Source organism: Microbacterium sp. HJ5 (assembly GCF_054824025.1).
On the sequence record NZ_JSYE01000018.1, the window covers coordinates 42,051 to 58,589 of the forward strand.

15 protein-coding genes and 1 tRNA gene are annotated in these 16,539 nt (G+C 72.1%); 4 read left to right on the forward strand and 12 right to left on the reverse strand.

The genetic code is table 11. From position 1 onward, the window contains the following. Positions 1-37: 37 nt before the first annotated feature. Positions 38-1,363, reverse strand: coding sequence for an FAD-binding oxidoreductase (locus OB08_RS09745; RefSeq protein ID WP_461474254.1), 1,326 nt, complete (start codon positions 1,361-1,363; stop codon positions 38-40). A gap of 101 nt (positions 1,364-1,464) precedes the next feature. On the opposite strand from OB08_RS09745, the gene OB08_RS09750 reads away from it, so the two are divergent. After that, positions 1,465-2,457, forward strand: a complete 993-nt coding sequence (locus tag OB08_RS09750) for an NAD-dependent epimerase/dehydratase family protein (RefSeq protein ID WP_461474255.1) — start codon at positions 1,465-1,467, stop codon at positions 2,455-2,457. A 3-nt stretch (positions 2,458-2,460) separates the two neighbouring features. On the opposite strand, the gene OB08_RS09755 is transcribed toward OB08_RS09750, so the two are convergent. After that, positions 2,461-3,183: an ABC transporter ATP-binding protein gene (locus OB08_RS09755; protein ID WP_461474329.1), complete on the reverse strand. Its 723-nt coding sequence runs from the start codon at positions 3,181-3,183 to the stop codon at positions 2,461-2,463. Positions 3,184-3,254: 71 nt separating this feature from the next. After that, positions 3,255-4,715: an ABC transporter permease gene (locus OB08_RS09760; protein WP_461474256.1), complete on the reverse strand. Its 1,461-nt coding sequence runs from the start codon at positions 4,713-4,715 to the stop codon at positions 3,255-3,257. A gap of 173 nt (positions 4,716-4,888) precedes the next feature. Here OB08_RS09760 and OB08_RS09765 point away from each other — a divergent pair, with 173 nt between their 5' ends. Both OB08_RS09765 and OB08_RS09770 read left to right on the forward strand, forming a co-directional pair. Next, positions 4,889-5,617, forward strand: coding sequence for a response regulator transcription factor (locus OB08_RS09765; RefSeq protein WP_461474257.1), 729 nt, complete (start codon positions 4,889-4,891; stop codon positions 5,615-5,617). Continuing rightward, positions 5,614-7,278 carry a sensor histidine kinase gene (locus tag OB08_RS09770; RefSeq protein ID WP_461474258.1) on the forward strand — a complete coding sequence of 555 codons (1,665 nt, stop codon included), beginning with the start codon at positions 5,614-5,616 and terminating at the stop codon, positions 7,276-7,278. The genes OB08_RS09765 and OB08_RS09770 overlap by 4 nt, the downstream gene beginning before the upstream one ends. 66 nt (positions 7,279-7,344) lie before the next feature. Here the strand turns inward: OB08_RS09770 and OB08_RS09775 are convergent, their stop codons facing one another. From OB08_RS09775 to OB08_RS09805, 7 genes are all read right to left on the reverse strand, one after another. After that, the gene (locus OB08_RS09775; protein ID WP_461474259.1) at positions 7,345-8,916 is read right to left on the reverse strand and encodes an FAD-dependent oxidoreductase; all 1,572 of its coding nucleotides are present in this window, start codon (positions 8,914-8,916) and stop codon (positions 7,345-7,347) included. A gap of 1 nt (position 8,917) precedes the next feature. After that, entirely contained in the window at positions 8,918-9,475 is a 558-nt protein-coding gene (locus OB08_RS09780; RefSeq protein ID WP_461474260.1) for an MOSC domain-containing protein, read from the reverse strand. Beyond that, on the reverse strand, positions 9,472-10,374 hold the full coding sequence (locus OB08_RS09785; protein ID WP_461474261.1) for an FAD:protein FMN transferase: 903 nt from the start codon (positions 10,372-10,374) through the stop codon (positions 9,472-9,474). The genes OB08_RS09780 and OB08_RS09785 overlap by 4 nt, the downstream gene beginning before the upstream one ends. A 3-nt stretch (positions 10,375-10,377) precedes the next feature. Then, positions 10,378-10,827, reverse strand: coding sequence for a hypothetical protein (locus OB08_RS09790; RefSeq protein ID WP_461474262.1), 450 nt, complete (start codon positions 10,825-10,827; stop codon positions 10,378-10,380). 182 nt (positions 10,828-11,009) lie between these two features. Beyond that, positions 11,010-12,044, reverse strand: coding sequence for a ribose-phosphate diphosphokinase (locus OB08_RS09795; protein ID WP_461474263.1), 1,035 nt, complete (start codon positions 12,042-12,044; stop codon positions 11,010-11,012). Beyond that, complete coding sequence (glmU, locus tag OB08_RS09800; protein ID WP_461474264.1) at positions 12,019-13,491, reverse strand: bifunctional UDP-N-acetylglucosamine diphosphorylase/glucosamine-1-phosphate N-acetyltransferase GlmU; 1,473 nt, start codon at positions 13,489-13,491, stop codon at positions 12,019-12,021. Before glmU ends, OB08_RS09795 begins: the two co-directional genes overlap by 26 nt. 1 nt (position 13,492) lies before the next feature. Further along, positions 13,493-13,564, reverse strand: a tRNA-Gln gene (locus tag OB08_RS09805). A 91-nt stretch (positions 13,565-13,655) separates the two neighbouring features. Between OB08_RS09805 and OB08_RS09810 the strand changes: the two genes are divergently transcribed. After that, positions 13,656-14,153, forward strand: coding sequence for a MarR family winged helix-turn-helix transcriptional regulator (locus OB08_RS09810; protein WP_461474265.1), 498 nt, complete (start codon positions 13,656-13,658; stop codon positions 14,151-14,153). A gap of 109 nt (positions 14,154-14,262) precedes the next feature. On the opposite strand, the gene OB08_RS09815 is transcribed toward OB08_RS09810, so the two are convergent. Both OB08_RS09815 and OB08_RS09820 read right to left on the reverse strand, forming a co-directional pair. Next, entirely contained in the window at positions 14,263-16,077 is a 1,815-nt protein-coding gene (locus OB08_RS09815) for an ABC-F family ATP-binding cassette domain-containing protein (protein WP_461474266.1), read from the reverse strand. Between the two features lie 59 nt (positions 16,078-16,136). Continuing rightward, positions 16,137-16,394 carry a GrpB family protein gene (locus OB08_RS09820; RefSeq protein ID WP_461474267.1) on the reverse strand — a complete coding sequence of 86 codons (258 nt, stop codon included), beginning with the start codon at positions 16,392-16,394 and terminating at the stop codon, positions 16,137-16,139. Between the last annotated feature and the right edge of the window lie 145 nt (positions 16,395-16,539).

Here is a 16,539-nt window from a genome sequence, read left to right on the forward strand (position 1 = left end):
CCGCCCGGTCCGGCGGGGGCTTCGTCGTCGGCGAGCGTCAGGCCGGCCGCACGTTGTGGTTGCGGCAGAACAGGTTCTGCGGGTCCCACCGGCGCTTCACCTCGGCGAGGCGCGCGATCGTCTCCGGCGAGTACATGCGCGACACGAGAGCCGGATCCGTCGACACCGTGAAGTTGCCGTACAGGGCGGCGCCGAGCGCCTCGATGGCGTCCCACTCGGCCTGGATCAGCGGTCGGTTGCCGTCGTGGACCAGGCCCGGGACGTCGAAAGCCCCCGCCATGGCGAACCACGTGGCGTGTCGCGCGGGGAAGGCGGTGTCGCCCTGCGGCACGTCGCCGAACGCGCCGCCCAGCGAGCGGAGGAACAGCACCGACGCCTGGTTGGCCTCGCGGAACGACGCCAGGCGGTCGACGGCGTCGTCGGTGAGCTCCTCGAGCAGCGTGTTGCCGCCGACGAACCCGGGCATCGGCTGGTCGGGATCGGCGGCCGGCATGTCCATGAGGATGTCGGGATAGGACCGCACACCCAGCTCGGTCTCACTCACTCCCTCGAGAGCGAGCAGCGGTGCGAGGGCGGCGCGGGCGGCGTCTTCGTCGTCGCCGATCCAGCACGCCGTGATGGTCGCACCGGCCGGGGCGTTCGGGTCCATCGCCGGCACGTCCATGTACGTCACCGTGAGCTCACGCGGAGCGTCGCGCATCGTCTCGCGCAGCGCCCGCAGCACGGGGCGTGCATCGCCCGAGACGCCGAGTGTCGCGAACACGACCGCCGTCAGAGGGTGCGCGCGGAAGTCGAACCGGGTGACGACACCGAAGTTGCCTCCGCCGCCGCGCAGCGCCCACAGCAGATCGGGGTGGGACTCGGTGTCGACCTCGAGCACCTCGCCGCGTGCGGTCACGACCTGCGCGCCCACCAGCTGATCGGCCGCGAGGCCCCATGCGCGCACCATCCACCCGATCCCGCCGCCGAGCGTAAGCCCGCCGACGCCGACCGACGCGGTGTCACCCGAGCTGACGCCCAGTCCGTGCTCGGCGAGCACCGCCGCGACGGCACCCCATGTCGCACCGCCGCCGGCGTGCACGAGGTCACCCTCGACCCGGATGTCGTCGAGCGCGTCGAGGTCGAGCGTCACGCCGCCGGGAACGGCGCCCCACGCGCTGTGCCCGCCGCCGCGGACCATGACGTCGAGGCGCTCTGAGGATGCGTAGCGGACGGCGGCGCGCACGTCGTCGACCGTGGACGCGCGCACGATGATCGTCGGCTCGCCGACGCCGGAGTGGAAGGCGCGGGCGGCGTCCCAGTCGTCGTCGCCCGGCTTGACGACCGTTCCGGCCGCCAGATCAGTCAGAGAGAGATCAGTCACCCGCGTCACGGTAACGCCCGCCTGGGACATCCCGCTAGACCGGTTCCTGCCGGATCCCCCAGCCGGGCCGCCGTGTCCGGGCGCCGGGCTAGAGTCGAGCCGTGACGACACGCGTGCTCTACATCGGCGGGACCGGCACCATCAGCGCGGCGTGCGTACGGCGCGGCCTCGAGCAGGGGCATGACGTGACCGTGCTCAACCGCGGCTCGGGGCGACGGCCGCTGCCCGATGGCGTGCGCGAGATCGTCGCCGACGTGCGCGACGCCGGGTCGGTGCGCGAAGCGGTCGGCGACGCCGAGTTCGATGTGGTCGCCGAGTTCCTGGCCTTCACCCCCGACCACGTCCAGCAAGACCTCGACCTGTTCGAGGGACGCACCGGGCAGTACGTGTTCATCAGCTCGGCGTCGGCGTACGAGAAGCCGCCGCGCCGGCTGCCCGTCACCGAGTCGACGCCGCTGCGCAACCCGTTCTGGCGCTACTCGCGCGAGAAGATCGCGTGCGAAGACCTGCTGGTGGCCGCGCACCGCGAGCGCGGGCTGCCCGTGACGATCATCCGTCCGTCGCACACCTACGACGAGCGCCTGCTGCCGACGATCGGCGGGTGGACCGACATCGCCCGCATGCGGGAGGGTCGCCCCGTCGTCGTCCACGGCGACGGCACGAGCCTGTGGACCATCACGCACAGCGACGACTTCGCCGTCGCCTTCGCCGGGCTGCTGGGCAACCCCGCCGCGCTGGGCGACGCCTTCACCATCACCGGCTCGCACGCGCCGACCTGGAACCAGATCTACGGCTGGCTCGCAGACGCGGCCGGGGTGCGGCATCCGGACTTCGTGCATGTCGCCTCCGAGACGATCGCCGCCTTCGCGCCCGAGCTCGGCCCGACCCTCGTCGGCGACAAGGCGCATTCGATGCTCTTCGACAACGCGAAGGTGACGGCCCTCGTGCCGGAGTTCCGCACGACCATCACGTTCGACGAGGGCGCGCGCCGCATCCTCGCGCACTACGATGCGCATCCCGAGGAGCAGCGGGCGGACGCGGACCTCGATGGACTGTTCGATCGCATCGTGGCCCACGCCCGCAGCGCCGGCTGACGCCTAGCGGGTGATGTCGCGCACCGTGCCCCGCTCGAGCCGGAGCCGCCGCCGAGCCCGCTTCGCGACCGCCGAGTCGTGGGTGACCACGACGAGGGTGAGGCCCTCGGTGCACAGCGCCTCGAGCACGGCCAGGATCTCGTCGCGCATGTTCTCGTCGAGATTGCCCGTCGGCTCGTCGGCGAGCAGCACCCTCGGGCGCTTCACGATCGCCCGGGCGATCGCGACGCGCTGCTGCTGACCGCCCGAGAGCTCGCCGGGCCGGTGGTCGCCGCGGTCGTCGAGGCCGACGTGGGCGAGCGCCTCCGCGACGCGGGCGGCGCGCTCGTCCTTCGCCAGGCCGAGCGGCTCGAGCGCCATGTCGACGTTCTCGGCCGCCGTGAGCGTCGGGATGAGGTTGAAGCCCTGGAACACGAACCCGATGTCCCGCGCGCGCACGCGGCCGAGCTCGGCGTTCGAGGCGACCGCGAGATCGACGTCGCCGAGCGCGACGCTCCCCTCCGTCGGGCGATCGAGCGCGCCGAGCAACTGCAGCAGCGTCGACTTGCCGCCGCCGGTCGGCCCCTGGATCGTGACGAAGTCGCCCTCGGCGATCTCGAGGTCGACGCCCGCGAGCGCCTTCACGATGCGGTCCTTCTGCCGGTAGGTGCGGGTGACCCCGGTCAGGCGGTACAGCGCCGGGGGCGCGGCATCCGTCACGGTCGTCTCGGGCTCGAGCATGGTCATGGTCGCTTCTCCTGTCTGGTGGGGTGTGGCGGCGCCTGCGGCCGGCGGGATCGGATCGGTCATCGGATGCCTCATCCCACGGACCGCAGGGCCTCGGCCGGGCTCAGCCGTGCCGCGCGCCATCCACCGAAGGCTCCCGCGACGAGGCCGCCGAGCAAGGCCAGGGCGAGCGCGGCGACGACGACCCACAACGTGACGGGCGCCTGGAGGACGATCTCGGTCGCGCCCTGCGACGCGGCGTCGGCGAAGCGGCCGGGGCCGCCCATCATCGTGTCGCCGCCGGGTCCGCCCTGGGTGGCCGCGTCCGTCGCCGGGGCGGTCGAGATCGTCGGCGAGACGAGGTTGATCGCCCAGATGCCGAGGAATCCGATCACCAGCCCCGCCGCGCCCCCGAGGAGCCCCTGGACGAGCGACTCCCCCGCGACCTGGCCGACGACCCTGCGGTCGGACCAGCCGATCGCCTTCAGCGTGCCGAACTCCCGCGTACGGCGCGAGACCCCCGAGATCGTGAACAGCGCGGCCAGGGCGAGTGCGACGGCGAGCACGATGACCGAGAGCCACGTGCCGAGGCTGGTGATGAGCGAGGATGCGCTCGAGAGCGAGCCTGAGACCGTCGTCGCGAGGTCGGACTGCGAGCTGACGGTCGCGTCGGGCAGCGCCTCCTCGAGCTCCGTCTGCACCGCGCCGATCGCGTCGGACGACGACGCCTGCACGTAGACGGTCGAGAGCGCGTCCCCGGCGCCGGAGAGCTCCTGGGCGACGTCGAGCGGGATGTAGACGTTCGCGGCGGTGTCGGCCTCGTCCGAGGTCGACGCGACGATCCCGACGACCTCGAACTCGGCGCCGCCGACGTCGATCGTGTCACCGACGGCCGCTTCGGCGGTCGCCGCGTAGGTCGCATCCAGCACGGCGACGTTCTCCCCCGCGTCGCCGGTCTCCAGCGCCCGGCCGTCCTCGACGCTCACCGCCGAGAGGGGGCCGACCGCTGCCGCGCCGGGATCGATCCCCAGCACGCTGAACGAGTCGATGTCGAACGAACCGCCGCCGAACCCACCGCCCTGGGGCGGCGCCGGCTCGACCGAACCGGAATCGCCGGAGTCCGCCGGGCGCTGCGGCAGCTCGCCCGAGAAGGTCATGTTGGTGAGGCTGAGGGCGCCGGATGCCGCGGCCACGCCGTCCACGCCGCGCACCGCTTCGAGCACCGAGGCGTCGAGGGTCGCGCGCATCGGCTCGGTCACGAGACGCGACTGGCTGAGCTCGGTCGAGCCGTCCTCGCCGGTCTCTCCGCCGTCCTCGCCGAACTCGAACGCCTGACCCCGCGCCTCGCCGGGCTCGGCCATCGCTCCGGTCACCGTCAGGTCGGTGCCGACGCCGTAGACCGACTCCAGCGCCTGCGCCTGGGCGTCTCGCGCCCCCGCGGCGAGCGAGTTGACGATCATCACGAGGGCGATGGCGATCGCCAGCCCTGACGCGACGATGATCGTCTGCTTCTTGCGGCCGGCCAGCTCCCGCCGCAGATACGTTCCGTACATGGCTCTCCTCCCGGCGGGCGGGGTGCCGGCCGTCGGAGGCGATGCTAGGGAGACCGTCGATGCACCAATCCAGCGCGGGCTATGAGGACGTTATGGACGCCTCTCCCCGCTTCACAGCGAGCGCATAGCGCGTGCCATAGGAACCACATAGGAACGCGAGCACAATGGGACGCATGACCAATGCCTCCCCCGCCCTGCTGCGTCCCGACGGCTCGCCCCTGCGCGTGCTCGTGGTCGACGACGAGCAGATGCTCACCGACCTGCTGTCGATGGCGCTGCGCATGGAGGGGTGGGAGGTGCGGACGGCCGGCTCGGGGTTCGAGGCGCTGCAGTCCGCGCGCGAGTTCGCCCCCGACGCCATGGTGCTCGACGTCATGATGCCCGACCTCGACGGAATGGCGGTGCTCCAGCGCCTGCGGCAGTCCGGGGACGACGTGCCGGTGCTGTTCCTCACGGCGAAGGACGCCGTGAGCGACCGGGTCGCCGGGCTCACCGCCGGCGGCGACGACTACGTCACCAAGCCCTTCTCGCTCGAGGAGGTCGTGGCGCGGCTGCGCGGCCTCATGCGCCGTGCGGGCACGGCCCACGCGTCGGGTGCCGAGCCGATCCTCCGTGTCGCCGACCTCACCCTCAACGAGGACAGCCACGAGGTCGAGCGCGCCGGCGACGAGATCGAGCTCACCGCGACGGAGTTCGAGCTGCTGCGCTATCTCATGCGCAACCAGCGCCGCGTCGTCTCGAAGGCGCAGATCCTCGACCGCGTGTGGAACTACGACTTCGGCGGACGGTCGAGCGTCGTCGAGCTGTACATCTCGTATCTGCGCAAGAAGATCGACCACGGTCGCGACCCCCTCATCCACACGGTCCGCGGCGTCGGCTACATGATCAAGGCCCCGCAATGACCGACCCTCGGCGCGCCCCGGTCGACGAGCAGGACACCGCTCTTGCCACCGAGGATGCCGTCGGGTCGCCCGCGGAGGACGATGACACGACGACGGATGCCGCGGCCGGCGCATCCGCTCACCGGCCGTGGACGCTGCAGCGCAGGCTCATCGTCACGGTCGTCGGGATCACGTCGTTCATCATGGTGCTCGTCGGCGTCGCGACGAGCGCGATCCTGGGCGGTGTGCTCGAGGACGGCCTCAACAAGCAGGTCGCGAGCGCGGCCGAGCGCAGCGCGGCCACCATCGGGCGCTACGTCGCCTCGGGGCTGACGGCCGAGCAGATCCTCGAGGATCAGCCGCAGCAGCCGGGCTTCCTGCTGGCGATCGAGACGCCGCCGATGACCCCCACCGCCGCGGTCGTCGAGTCGGATGCCTCGGTGACCACGCTCACCGACGATCAGATCGCCGACCTCGCAGACGGGCTCCGCAGCGACACGCCATCGGTCGTGACCATCGACGGTCTGGGCAGCTTCCGCGTCGAGGGCACGCAGTCGGGACCGTCGATCGTCGTGGTCGGCATCTCGCGCGACCAGGTCGCCGACTCGATCGGCCAGATGCTGACGACGATCGGCCTCCTCACTGCGGGCGGGCTGATCCTGCTCGCGCTCGCGACCGCCTGGACCATCCGCGCCGGGCTCGCGCCGCTGCGCGCGGTGGCGTCGACCGCCGAGCGCGTCTCGAAGCTGCCCCTCGACCAGGGCGAGGTGTCGATCCCCGAGCGGGTCCCCGCGCACCAGGCCGATCCGCGCACGGAGGTCGGACGGGTCGGCGAGGCGCTCAATACGCTGCTCGACCACGTCGGAACCTCACTGACCGCCCGCCAGCGCAACGAGGAGCGCATGCGCACCTTCGTCGCCGATGCGAGCCACGAGCTGCGCACACCGCTCGCGTCGATCCGGGGCTACTCCGAACTGTCGCTGCGCGCGCTCTCGAAGGATCACCGGCCGGCGACCATCGAGACGACAGAGGCCTCGCTCGAGCGCATCCAGGCGCAGTCGCTGCGCATGACGACCCTCGTCGAGGACCTGCTGCTGCTCGCGCGGCTCGACGAGGGTCAGGAACTCGTCTACGGCACCGTCGACCTCACCCGCCTCGCGATCGAGGCGGTCGGCGACGCGCGACCGGCCGGTCCCGCGCACACGTGGGTGCTCGAGTTGACCGACGAGCCGGTGCAGATCGCCGGCGACACCGGCCGGCTGCACCAAGTCGCCGCGAACCTGCTCGCCAACGCACGCACGCACACGCCGGAGGGGACGACCGTGACGGTCGCGGTCGAGCGCGACGGCGACACTGCGGTGCTGCGCGTCCACGACGACGGACCGGGCATCGACCCGGCGCTGCGCCAGGAGCTCTTCGAGCGGTTCTCGCGCGCCGACCGCTCCCGCGCACGTCAGACCGGCGGGACCGGCCTCGGGCTGTCGATCGCGCGTGCGATCGTCGACGCGCACGGCGGGTCGATCCGGGTCGAGAGCGCGCCCGGCGACACCACGTTCGAGGTGCGCCTGCCCGCCCGGCCCCTCGACCCCGCGACGCGCACCGACGAACCTCTGGTGCAGGAGCCCGCCGGTCGCTCCGGCGAGGCCGGGCCTGCGGCATCCGCTCCCGTCGCGCCGGACTGAGCCACCCACCGCCCGCCGCCCGGCTGCGCCCGCGTCGACGAGATCAGGCGATCCGATCAATTGGGCTCAGTACCCGCTGAACGCGTCGGTGGTGATCGACCGCGCCCGCTCGAGCGCGGGTGCGAGGTCGGCGATGAGACCCGCGGGCCCGGAGATGTACGCGTGGCGGGCCGCGATGTCGGGCACGACCCGCACAAGCCCCTCCGCGTCGAGGCGCACGCCGCGCGCCCACATCCAGTGGGAGGGTAGGTCGGCCGGCCGGTCGCGCGTGAAGACGATCACCGAGATCCCCGACTCCTCGAGATCAGAGCGATAAGCCAGCTCGGATGCGTCGGACGCGACGTACACGAGCACGATGTCGCGCTCCTCCCCCGCCGCCTTCACATGCCGCAGCTGCGAGACGAACGGCGTCACGCCGATGCCCGCAGCCACCATGAGGATCGGCGCCGCGTCGCGCCTGGGCAGCACGAAGTCGCCCCACACGCCGGTGATCGCGAGCCGCTCGCCCTCGGCGACCTGCGCGAGGGCCTTCTTGTACGTGCTCTGCGGCTTGGACGACGCCGCGCCGTTCTCCTTGAACGCCACCCGGAGCAGCGGCAGGTCCTCGGGCGCGGATGCGATGCTGAACTCCCGTCGCGTGCCGCGCGCGTCCGGGTGCGGGTGCGGTACCTCCAGCTCGAGGTACTGCCCCGGCACGAACGACAGCCGGTCGTGGACGCGGAAGGTGAGCTCGCGCACCGTCGGGGTGCGGTCGGCGCGCGAAGCGAGCGTGAGCCGCACCGCCGTGCGCACCGCGAAGGCGAACGCCACGGCGTTGCCGATGAGCAGGGCCCGCTCCTGCCCGAGCGAGATGTCGCCGACGGGGATGGGCCACCCCGCGAGCACGCCGACGATCCCGGCGACGGTGAACTGCTGCCAACGACGCGGCGGCAGGGTCAGCGGCTCGGAGAGCATGAACGCGCCCAGGAACAGGAACGGCGACGACCACAGGATCTGCCACAGCAACGTCATCGTGTCGACCGGGGCACCCGCCGCCTGCAGCTGCGCCGCCGTCCGCAGCAGGGCGACCGCGACCGCCACGACGAGGAACACCGCGACCACGCGCAGCTTCTCGGTGCGCCACAGCACGGCGATGCCGAGCAGGATCACCGGCGCCGCGAGCGCCGGGGTGCCCACCCACCACGACGACGCGCCGAGCGCGGGCCAGGCGAGGCTCAGCAGCGTCAGGACGGTCGCGCCCACCGCGGCCGGGTTGAAGATGTGCCGCCCGCGCCACGCGAGGAGGTACTTCGAGAGGGATGCCGTGGCTGCCGCGATCGCGATACCGACGAGCGCCACCCCGTCGACCGTCGGCCGCAGGACGAAGAGCAGGATGTGCGCGGTGATGAGCGAGGACTCGATGCGCCACGGCAGGTGCAGGACGCGCTGGGCAGCGGCATCCACCCCCACGCACACGAGCGAGAGCACCGCGAGCGTCGAGATCAGCTCGAGCGGGTCAGGACCGACCTGGTCGAAGAACGACAGCACCAGGGCTATGACCGCGAGGGTCGCGAGGGCGAGGTACACCACGCGGTACATCGAGACGCGCCCGAGCAGGGCGAAGACGCGGTTCCAGACGGAGGTGAGGGTTCCGAGCACGTCACACCGCCTGGAGGGGCTCGTGTGCGCCGGCGGGCGGGATGATCCGGATGCCGTCGCCCGGCCGCACCCCTCCCCCGACGAGTACGACCGACATGACGCCGGCGAGGCGCACGGTGGCGCCCGTGTCGTCGACGTGCACCAGTTCCTTCATGAGCCCCTCGGACAGTCCGTTGATCTGCGTGCAGGGGTTGCGGAGCCCGGTGATCTCGACGACGGCCTCGTCGCCGAGCTCGAGGCGCGTGCCGCGCGACAGGCCGAGCAGGTCGACGCCGGTCGTCGTGATGTTCTCGCCCATCGCCCCCGGCTCGACCCGGTGGCCGCGCGCAGCCATCTGCGCGAACAGCTCGGCGTGGAGGAGGTGCACCTGGCGGAGGTTCGGCGCGGATGGGTCGCGCCGCTTGCGGGAGAGGTGCTGCACCGTCGCGCCGGCGTGCGAGTCACCCTCGACCCCGTGGCCGGCGACCAGCGTGATGCTCTCGCGGGTCGGCTTGCTGAAGCGGTGCGCGCCGTCGCGCGCGACCGCGACGACCTGGGCGGAGGAAGGCGACTCGGTCACCTCTCCACGCTAGCCTCTCGCGTGAACAGCTCGGCGCCGCAGCCGGGCGACCATTCGACCCGTCCGTCGGTGGTCATGCGCACCCACTCGACGCTCCACTCGTGAGCAATGCGCGGCCCGCCGTCGAAGAACAGCGCGGTCGCGACGGCGTCCGCCCGCATGGCCGTCGGCCCGACGGCCCAGGTCGCGGCGATCGTCCGCACCGGCAGGCCCGTGCGCGCGTCGAGCACGTGGTGCAGGCCCTCGCCCCACGCGCGCCGGTTGATCGCCGACGCGCAGAGCGCGGCATCCGTCACCTCCCACACGCCGATCGCGCGTCGCGGGTCGAACGGATGCTCCAGCCCGACGCGCTGCGCGGCGCCGCGCACCACGAGATCGCCGCCTGCGTCGACGACGAAGCCCGACGGCGAGACCCGTGCGATCTCGGCCGCGACCAGGTCGACGAGGCGCCCCTTGCCCAGCGCGCCGACGTCGATCACTGCGGGCCCGTCGAGGGAGAGGAGCCCGTCACCCCACGAGAGGAGGTCGGTCCACTGCGCAGGCGCGGCCACGGGGTCACCCCCGACGAGAGAATACGCCGCGTCGTAGCCGAGCCGCTCCAGCGAGGCGCCGATCAGCGGGTTGACCGCACCCTCGGTCGCCGAGGAGAGCTCGACGAACGCATCGAGCATGGGCGCCGCGTCCGGCGGCGCAGGCATCGCTCCTCCGGAGTCGGCCAGCCGAGAGACGAGCGAGTCGGCACGGAAACGCGACCACGCGGCGTCGAACCGCTCGAGCACGTCGGCGATGGCGGCGCGGGCATCTCCGATCGGGGCGTCGCCCACGATCTCCCACGTCGTGCCGATCGCGTCGAACCGCCACGTCCTCGCTACGCGAGGGGGCGGCACCGGCGGGGCCATGGCTCAGGCGGCCGCTTCGGCCTTGATCGCCTCGATCGCCTGGTTGAACCCGCCGCTCGTGAGCGAGGATCCCGCCACTCGGCTGACCGAGATCTCGTCGATGTCCTGCCCGACGACCACGTCGGCGATGCCGCCGATGAACTGGCCCTGGTACTGCTCGGACTCGGCCTTCTGCGGATCCCCCTCGACGTCGACCTCGGTGATGACGTCGTCGGCGAGCGTGACGGTGACCGAGATGGTCTCGACCGATTCGGGTGTGTTGTACGTGCCGTCGGCTGTGTAGGTGCCGTCGGCGTAGGCGGGGGCGCCCGTGTCGGAGCCCGAGCCCGCGCCGTTGCCGGAACCGGTGTCGGTGGACGCCGGGGAGCACCCGGCGAGCAGGGCGATGCCTGCGACGGCGGCGACGGCGGCGCCTGCGCGGACGGGACGTGTGGCGACGGCGGTGCGGATCATGGTGGTCCTCCTGGGTCGTTGGTGTCGAGGCCGTCGCGGAAGGGCGACGCCGGTAGAGGCATCCTGTCAGCGCCCTTTATGAGCGACCTCTGAATGAGGTCACGGCCCGAGGGGACGATCGGTTCAGATCGGCGCAGTTGCAACGGCGTTGCCACGCCGGGGCCGGGTCAGGCGGGCCGGGCTCAGGCGGCGCCGTCGAACATGCTCGTGACGGAGCCGTCCTCGAAGACCTCGTGGATGGCGCGGGCGAGGAGCGGCGCGATCGGAAGGATCGTGAGGCTCGGGAACCGCTTCTCGTCGGGGATCGGGATCGTGTCGGTCACGACGACCTCGTCGATGGCGTCGCTCTGCAGGCGCTGCGCCGCGGGATCGCTGAAGATCGGGTGGGTCGCGGCGACGATGACCCGCACGGCGCCGTTCGCCTTGAGCGCCTCGGCGGCCTTCACGATCGTGCCGCCGGTGTCGATCATGTCGTCGACGAGCAGGCACACGCGGCCGCTCACGTCACCGACGATCTCGTTGACGGTGACCTGGTTCGCGACGTTCGGGTCGCGGCGCTTGTGGATGATCGCGAGCGGGGCGCCCAGGCTGTCGGACCACGTGTCGGCGACGCGCACACGGCCGGTGTCGGGCGAGACGACGGTGAGCTTCGCGCGGTCGTCGGCGGACAGGGTCTTCTCGAAGTACTCGAGGAGGACGGGCTTGGCGAAGAGGTGATCGACCGGGCCGTCGAAGAAGCCCTGGATCTGCGCAGCGTGCAGGTCGACGCTCATGACGCGGTCGGCGCCGGCGGTCTTGAGCAGATCGGCGACGAGACGGGCGCTGATCGGCTCGCGCCCGCGGCCCTTCTTGTCCTGGCGGGAGTACGGATAGTACGGGGCGACGACGGTGATGCGCTTCGCGCTCGCGCGTTTGGCCGCGTCGAGCATGATGAGCGTCTCCATGAGCCACTCGTTGACCGGCGGGCCGAAGCTCTGGATCAGGAAGAAGTCGCACCCGCGGATCGAGACCTCGAAACGCGTGAGGATCTCGCCCGACGCGAAGGTGCGGTACTCCGTCGGCACGAGCTCGGTGCCGAGCTGCGAGGCGACCTCGGTCGCCAGCGCCGGGTGCGAGCTGCCGCGGGCGACGACCAGCCGCTTCTTGGTCTTGGCGACGAGACCCGGTGCGATGTCGTTCTCGCGGTCGAGCTCAACGGTTTTCTTCTTGCGCCCCATCGTCCGCCTTCTGTGCGGACCGAGCCTTAGCGGCGACATCCGCCGCGCCGGTTCCCGGTCTGTTCTTCTCGACCCACCCCTCGACGTTGCGCTGAGGGGCGACACTGAGCGCCAGGGCGCCGGCGGGCACATCCTTGCGGATGACCGCCCCGGCCCCGGTCTTCGCGCCGTCACCCAGCCTAATGGGCGCGACGAGGACGGTGTGCGAGCCGGTGTGCACCTCGTCGCCGATCTCGGTGCGGTGCTTGTGGACGTCGTCGTAGTTCGCCGTGATCGTCCCGGCCCCGAGATTCGTGTTGCGGCCGACCTCGGCATCGCCGAGGTAGATGAAGTGGGGCACCTTCGTGCCCTCGCCCACTTGCGCGTTCTTGGTCTCGACGAACGAGCCCATCTTCACGCCCGCGCCCAGGACCGTGCCAGGTCGCAGGTGCGAGTACGGGCCGACGGTGACGCCGGCGCCGATCACCGCGAGGTTGGCCTCCACGCGACGCAGCACGGCGTCCTCGCCGACCTCGCAGTCCACCAGGCTCGTGTCGGGGCCGATCGTCGCGCCCGTCGCGACACTCGTCGCGCCCAGCAGGTGGGTGTTGGGCAGGACCGTGACGTCGGGCGAGAGGGTGACGTCGACGTCGATCCACGTGGTCGCCGGATCGAGCACGCTCACGCCCTCGAGCTGCCACCGGCGGACGGTCCGTGCGTTCAGGAGCCGCGCGGCCTCGGCCAGCTGCACGCGGTCGTTCACACCGAGGGCGGCCGCGGCATCCGGCGCGCTGGCCGCCGCCACCGGAAGGCTGGCCTGGCGCAGCAGGCCGACGACGTCGGTGAGGTACTTCTCGCCCTGGGCGTTCGCCGTGCCCACAAGGGCGAGCTGGGCGCGCAGGGCGGGCGCCTGGAAGACGTACACGCCCGCGTTGATCTCGGTGACGGATGCCTCGTCCGCCGTCGCGTCCTTCTGCTCGACGATGCGCGCCACGGCGCCGTCCGCGTCGCGGATGATGCGGCCGTAGCCGGTGGCGTCGTCGAGGACGGCGCTCAGCACCGTCGCTGCGGCGTCGCCACCGCGGTGCGCGGTCAGGAGGGCGGCGAGGGTGTCGGCGTCGAGCAGCGGCACGTCGCCGCTCAGCACGAGCACGTCGCCGGCGAAGTCGTCGAGCGCTGCGAGCGCCAGCTCGACCGCGCGTCCCGTGCCGGGCACCTCGTCCTGGTCGACCACCACGACGCCTGGCGCGAGCTCGACGACGGCGCCTGCGACGAGGTCGCGCTCGTGGCGCACGACGACGGCGACGCGCTCGGGCGAGAGTGCCAGCGCGGTGTCGATGACGTGGCCGACCAGCGGCCTGCCGCCGATGCGGTGGAGCACCTTGGGAAGCGTCGACTTCATGCGCGTGCCCTGGCCGGCGGCCAGGACGATGACGGCGAGGCTGCGGTCGTCGATGTTGTGGGTCATGCTCCGCCGCCAGGATTCGAACCTGGGCCTCACAGCTCCAAAGGCTGTCGTGCTGCCGTTACACCACGGCGGACCACCGCGCGCACGCGGCCGCCGTCAAGTCTGCCAGACCCTCCCGGGCCCGCCTGCCCGCGGTCGGCCGGCCTGCGCCCGATAATGGGGGGATGGCCAAGGAGACCGACGAGGTCGATCGCATCGTCGAGGCATGGATCGCCCAGCGCCCCGACCTCGACTTCTCCCCCCTCGAAGTGCTCTCCCGCGTCGACCGGCTCTCTCGCCATCTGGATCGCGCCCGGCGCGACGCGTTCCGCCGCAGCGACCTCGAGCCGTGGGAGTGGGACGTCCTGTCCGCGCTGCGCCGCGCCGGCGAGCCGTTCCAGCTCAGCCCGAAGCAGCTGCTGCAGCAGACGCTCGTCTCGAGCGGAACCATGACGAACCGCATCGACCGCCTCGTCGGACGCCGGCTCGTGCGGCGCGAGGCCGACCCCGGCGACGGGCGGAGCATCCTGGTCACGCTCACCGACGACGGCAAGACGCGGGTGGATGCCGCGATCACGCGGCTCGTCGACGCGGAGGCCGTGCTGCTGGCCACGCTCTCGCGCGGCGACCGCGACCGTCTCGCCGCCCTGCTGCGCAAGCTCAGTCTCGGCTTCGACGCCTGACCCGGTGGCTTGGCTGAGCGGCTGAGCCGCGCGGAAGCTCGGAGGATGGGCCGATTCTCGGAGGATGCGACTCGAATCCTCCGAGATCTCGCGCATCCTCCGAGATGCGTCAGCCCATCTGCTCGGTGAGTTCGAACCAGCGCAGCTCGACCTCGTCGCGCTCGGCCTCCAGCGTGCCGATCCGGGCCATCTCGGCGCCGATGCCCACGTAGTCGGACTGGTCGTGGTCGGCCAGCGCGGTCCGCGCCCTGGCGATCTGCGCCTCGAGCTTCTCCAGCCGTCGCTCGAGTGCCGATGCCTCCTTCTGGGCGGCGCGCAGGTCGGCTCCCGTCAGTCCCGGTGCGGCGGCGGTTCCGGATGCCCCGGCCGGGCCCGCCGCGGGGGCCTCGCGCTCGCGCGTGCGCAGCCTCAGGTACTCGTCGACGCCGCCCGGAAGATGGCGCAGATGACCGCCGAGGATCGCGTACTGCTGGTCGGTGACCCGCTCGATGAAGTACCGGTCGTGCGAGACCACCAGCAGCGTCCCCGGCCACGTGTCGAGGAGGTCCTCCATGGCCGCGAGCATGTCGGTGTCGAGGTCGTTGGTCGGCTCGTCGAGGATCAGCACGTTGGGCTGCTCGAGCAGGATGAGCAGCAGCTGCAGGCGCCGCTTCTGCCCGCCGGAGAGGTCCTTGACGGGCGTCGAGAGCTGCGCGCTCGCGAAGCCCATGCGCTCGAGCAGCTGCCCGGGCGTGAGCTCCTGAGACTTCGAGCCGTTGCCGAAGGTGTAGGTCGTGCGCAGCCGCGCGATGACCACGCGCACCGGGTCGTCGAGATGGTCCTCGAGCTCGTCGAGACGCTGCGTGAGCGTCGCCACCTGCACCGTCTTTCCCCGCTTGACCCGCCCGGACGTGGGCTCGAGGTCGCCCGAGACGAGCGCGAGCAGAGTGGACTTGCCGGCGCCGTTCACCCCCAGGATGCCGGTGCGCTCGCCCGGCGCGATCCGCCACTCGACGGGATGCAGCACCTCACGGCCCGGCCCTCCGTCGGGCGAGGGGTAGGTCACCGCCGCGTCGAGCAGATCGACGACGTCCTTGCCCAGGCGCGAGACGGCGAGCGACTGCAGCTCCGTCTTGTCGCGGATCTCGGGCATGTCGGCGATGAGCGCGTTGGCGGCGTCGATGCGGAACTTCGGCTTCGAGGTGCGGGCCGGCGCGCCGCGGCGGAGCCACGCGAGCTCCTTGCGAGCGAGGTTCTGCCGCCGCGCCTCGATGGCCGCCGCCTGCCGGTCGCGCTCGACGCGCTGAAGGATGTAGGCCGCGTACCCGCCCTCGAACGGCTCGACGATGCGGTCGTGGACCTCCCACGTGCGGGTGCAGACCTCGTCGAGGAACCACCGGTCGTGCGTGACCACCAGCAGGCCGCCCTGGCTCGCCGACCAGCGACGCTTGAGGTGCTCGGCGAGCCACGCGATGGCCTCGACGTCGAGGTGGTTCGTGGGCTCGTCGAGGAAGATGACGTCGTGGTCGCCCGTGAGCAGGGCCGCGAGGGCGACGCGTCGGCGCTGGCCGCCGGAGAGACCCGTGACGGGACCGTCCCAGGCGAGCCCGTCCAGCAGGCCCGCGATGACGTCGCGCGTGCGCGCGTCGCCGGCCCATTCGTGCTCGGGACGGTCGCCCACCACGGCCTGGGCGATCGTCAGGGTGTCGTCGAGGGTGTCGGCCTGATCGAGAACGCCGACGCGGACGCCGCTGCGGACCGTGACCCGGCCCGCGTCGGGCTCGAGCCTGCCCGCCAGCATCGCGAGCAGGCTCGACTTGCCGTCGCCGTTGCGGCCGACGATGCCGATGCGGTCGCCCTCGTCGACACCGAGCGAGACGCCGTCGAAGACGACCTTCGTCGGGAATTCCAGGTGCAGGGCCTCGGCCCCCAGAAGATGTGCCATGTCCCCTCAAGGCTAGGCGAGAGCGGACGGGCGAGAGCACGGGCGACCGGGCGTGCGCCTCAGCCCGACGGCAGCAGCCCCGCCGCGACGAACGCGCGCCCGTAGATCTCGCGGATCACCGCCTGCTTGCGGGCGTTGTACTCCATGACGTGCTCGCCGGCGGCGTTCGCCTCGGCCGCCGCGGCGAGCTTCGCGTCGCGGTACCGGTCGCGGTCGTCGGGGTGCGCCCGCAGCCAGTCGCGGAAGATGAGGTGACGCGCCGGCTCTGCGGCGTCGGGCGAGAAGACGTGGAGGTTCGCGCGCGGGTCGACGGCCACGAGCCGCCCAGCGCGGCCGTCACCCGCGCTTCCGGAGCGCGGTACGCCGCCGACCACGTCGGGTCGGGATCGGCGATCCGGATGCCGCGCTCCGGCCTCTGGTCTCCGACCCAGGGCGTCGCGCCCGGCGGCGCCGGCGTGACGT

Bases quoted from the DNA above. Each gene is read 5' to 3' on its own strand.
- OB08_RS09760 (WP_461474256.1), bottom strand. From the start codon at position 4,715: ATGTACGGAACGTATCTGCGGCGGGAGCTGGCCGGCCGCAAGAAGCAG.
- OB08_RS09815 (WP_461474266.1), bottom strand. From the start codon at position 16,077: ATGGCACATCTTCTGGGGGCCGAGGCCCTGCACCTGGAATTCCCGACG.
- OB08_RS09790 (WP_461474262.1), bottom strand. From the start codon at position 10,827: ATGATCCGCACCGCCGTCGCCACACGTCCCGTCCGCGCAGGCGCCGCC.
- OB08_RS09770 (WP_461474258.1), top strand. From the start codon at position 5,614: ATGACCGACCCTCGGCGCGCCCCGGTCGACGAGCAGGACACCGCTCTT.
- OB08_RS09810 (WP_461474265.1), top strand. From the start codon at position 13,656: ATGGCCAAGGAGACCGACGAGGTCGATCGCATCGTCGAGGCATGGATC.
- OB08_RS09755 (WP_461474329.1), bottom strand. From the start codon at position 3,183: ATGACCATGCTCGAGCCCGAGACGACCGTGACGGATGCCGCGCCCCCG.
- OB08_RS09785 (WP_461474261.1), bottom strand. From the start codon at position 10,374: ATGGCCCCGCCGGTGCCGCCCCCTCGCGTAGCGAGGACGTGGCGGTTC.
- OB08_RS09765 (WP_461474257.1), top strand. From the start codon at position 4,889: ATGACCAATGCCTCCCCCGCCCTGCTGCGTCCCGACGGCTCGCCCCTG.
- glmU (WP_461474264.1), bottom strand. From the start codon at position 13,491: ATGACCCACAACATCGACGACCGCAGCCTCGCCGTCATCGTCCTGGCC.
- OB08_RS09795 (WP_461474263.1), bottom strand. From the start codon at position 12,044: ATGGGGCGCAAGAAGAAAACCGTTGAGCTCGACCGCGAGAACGACATC.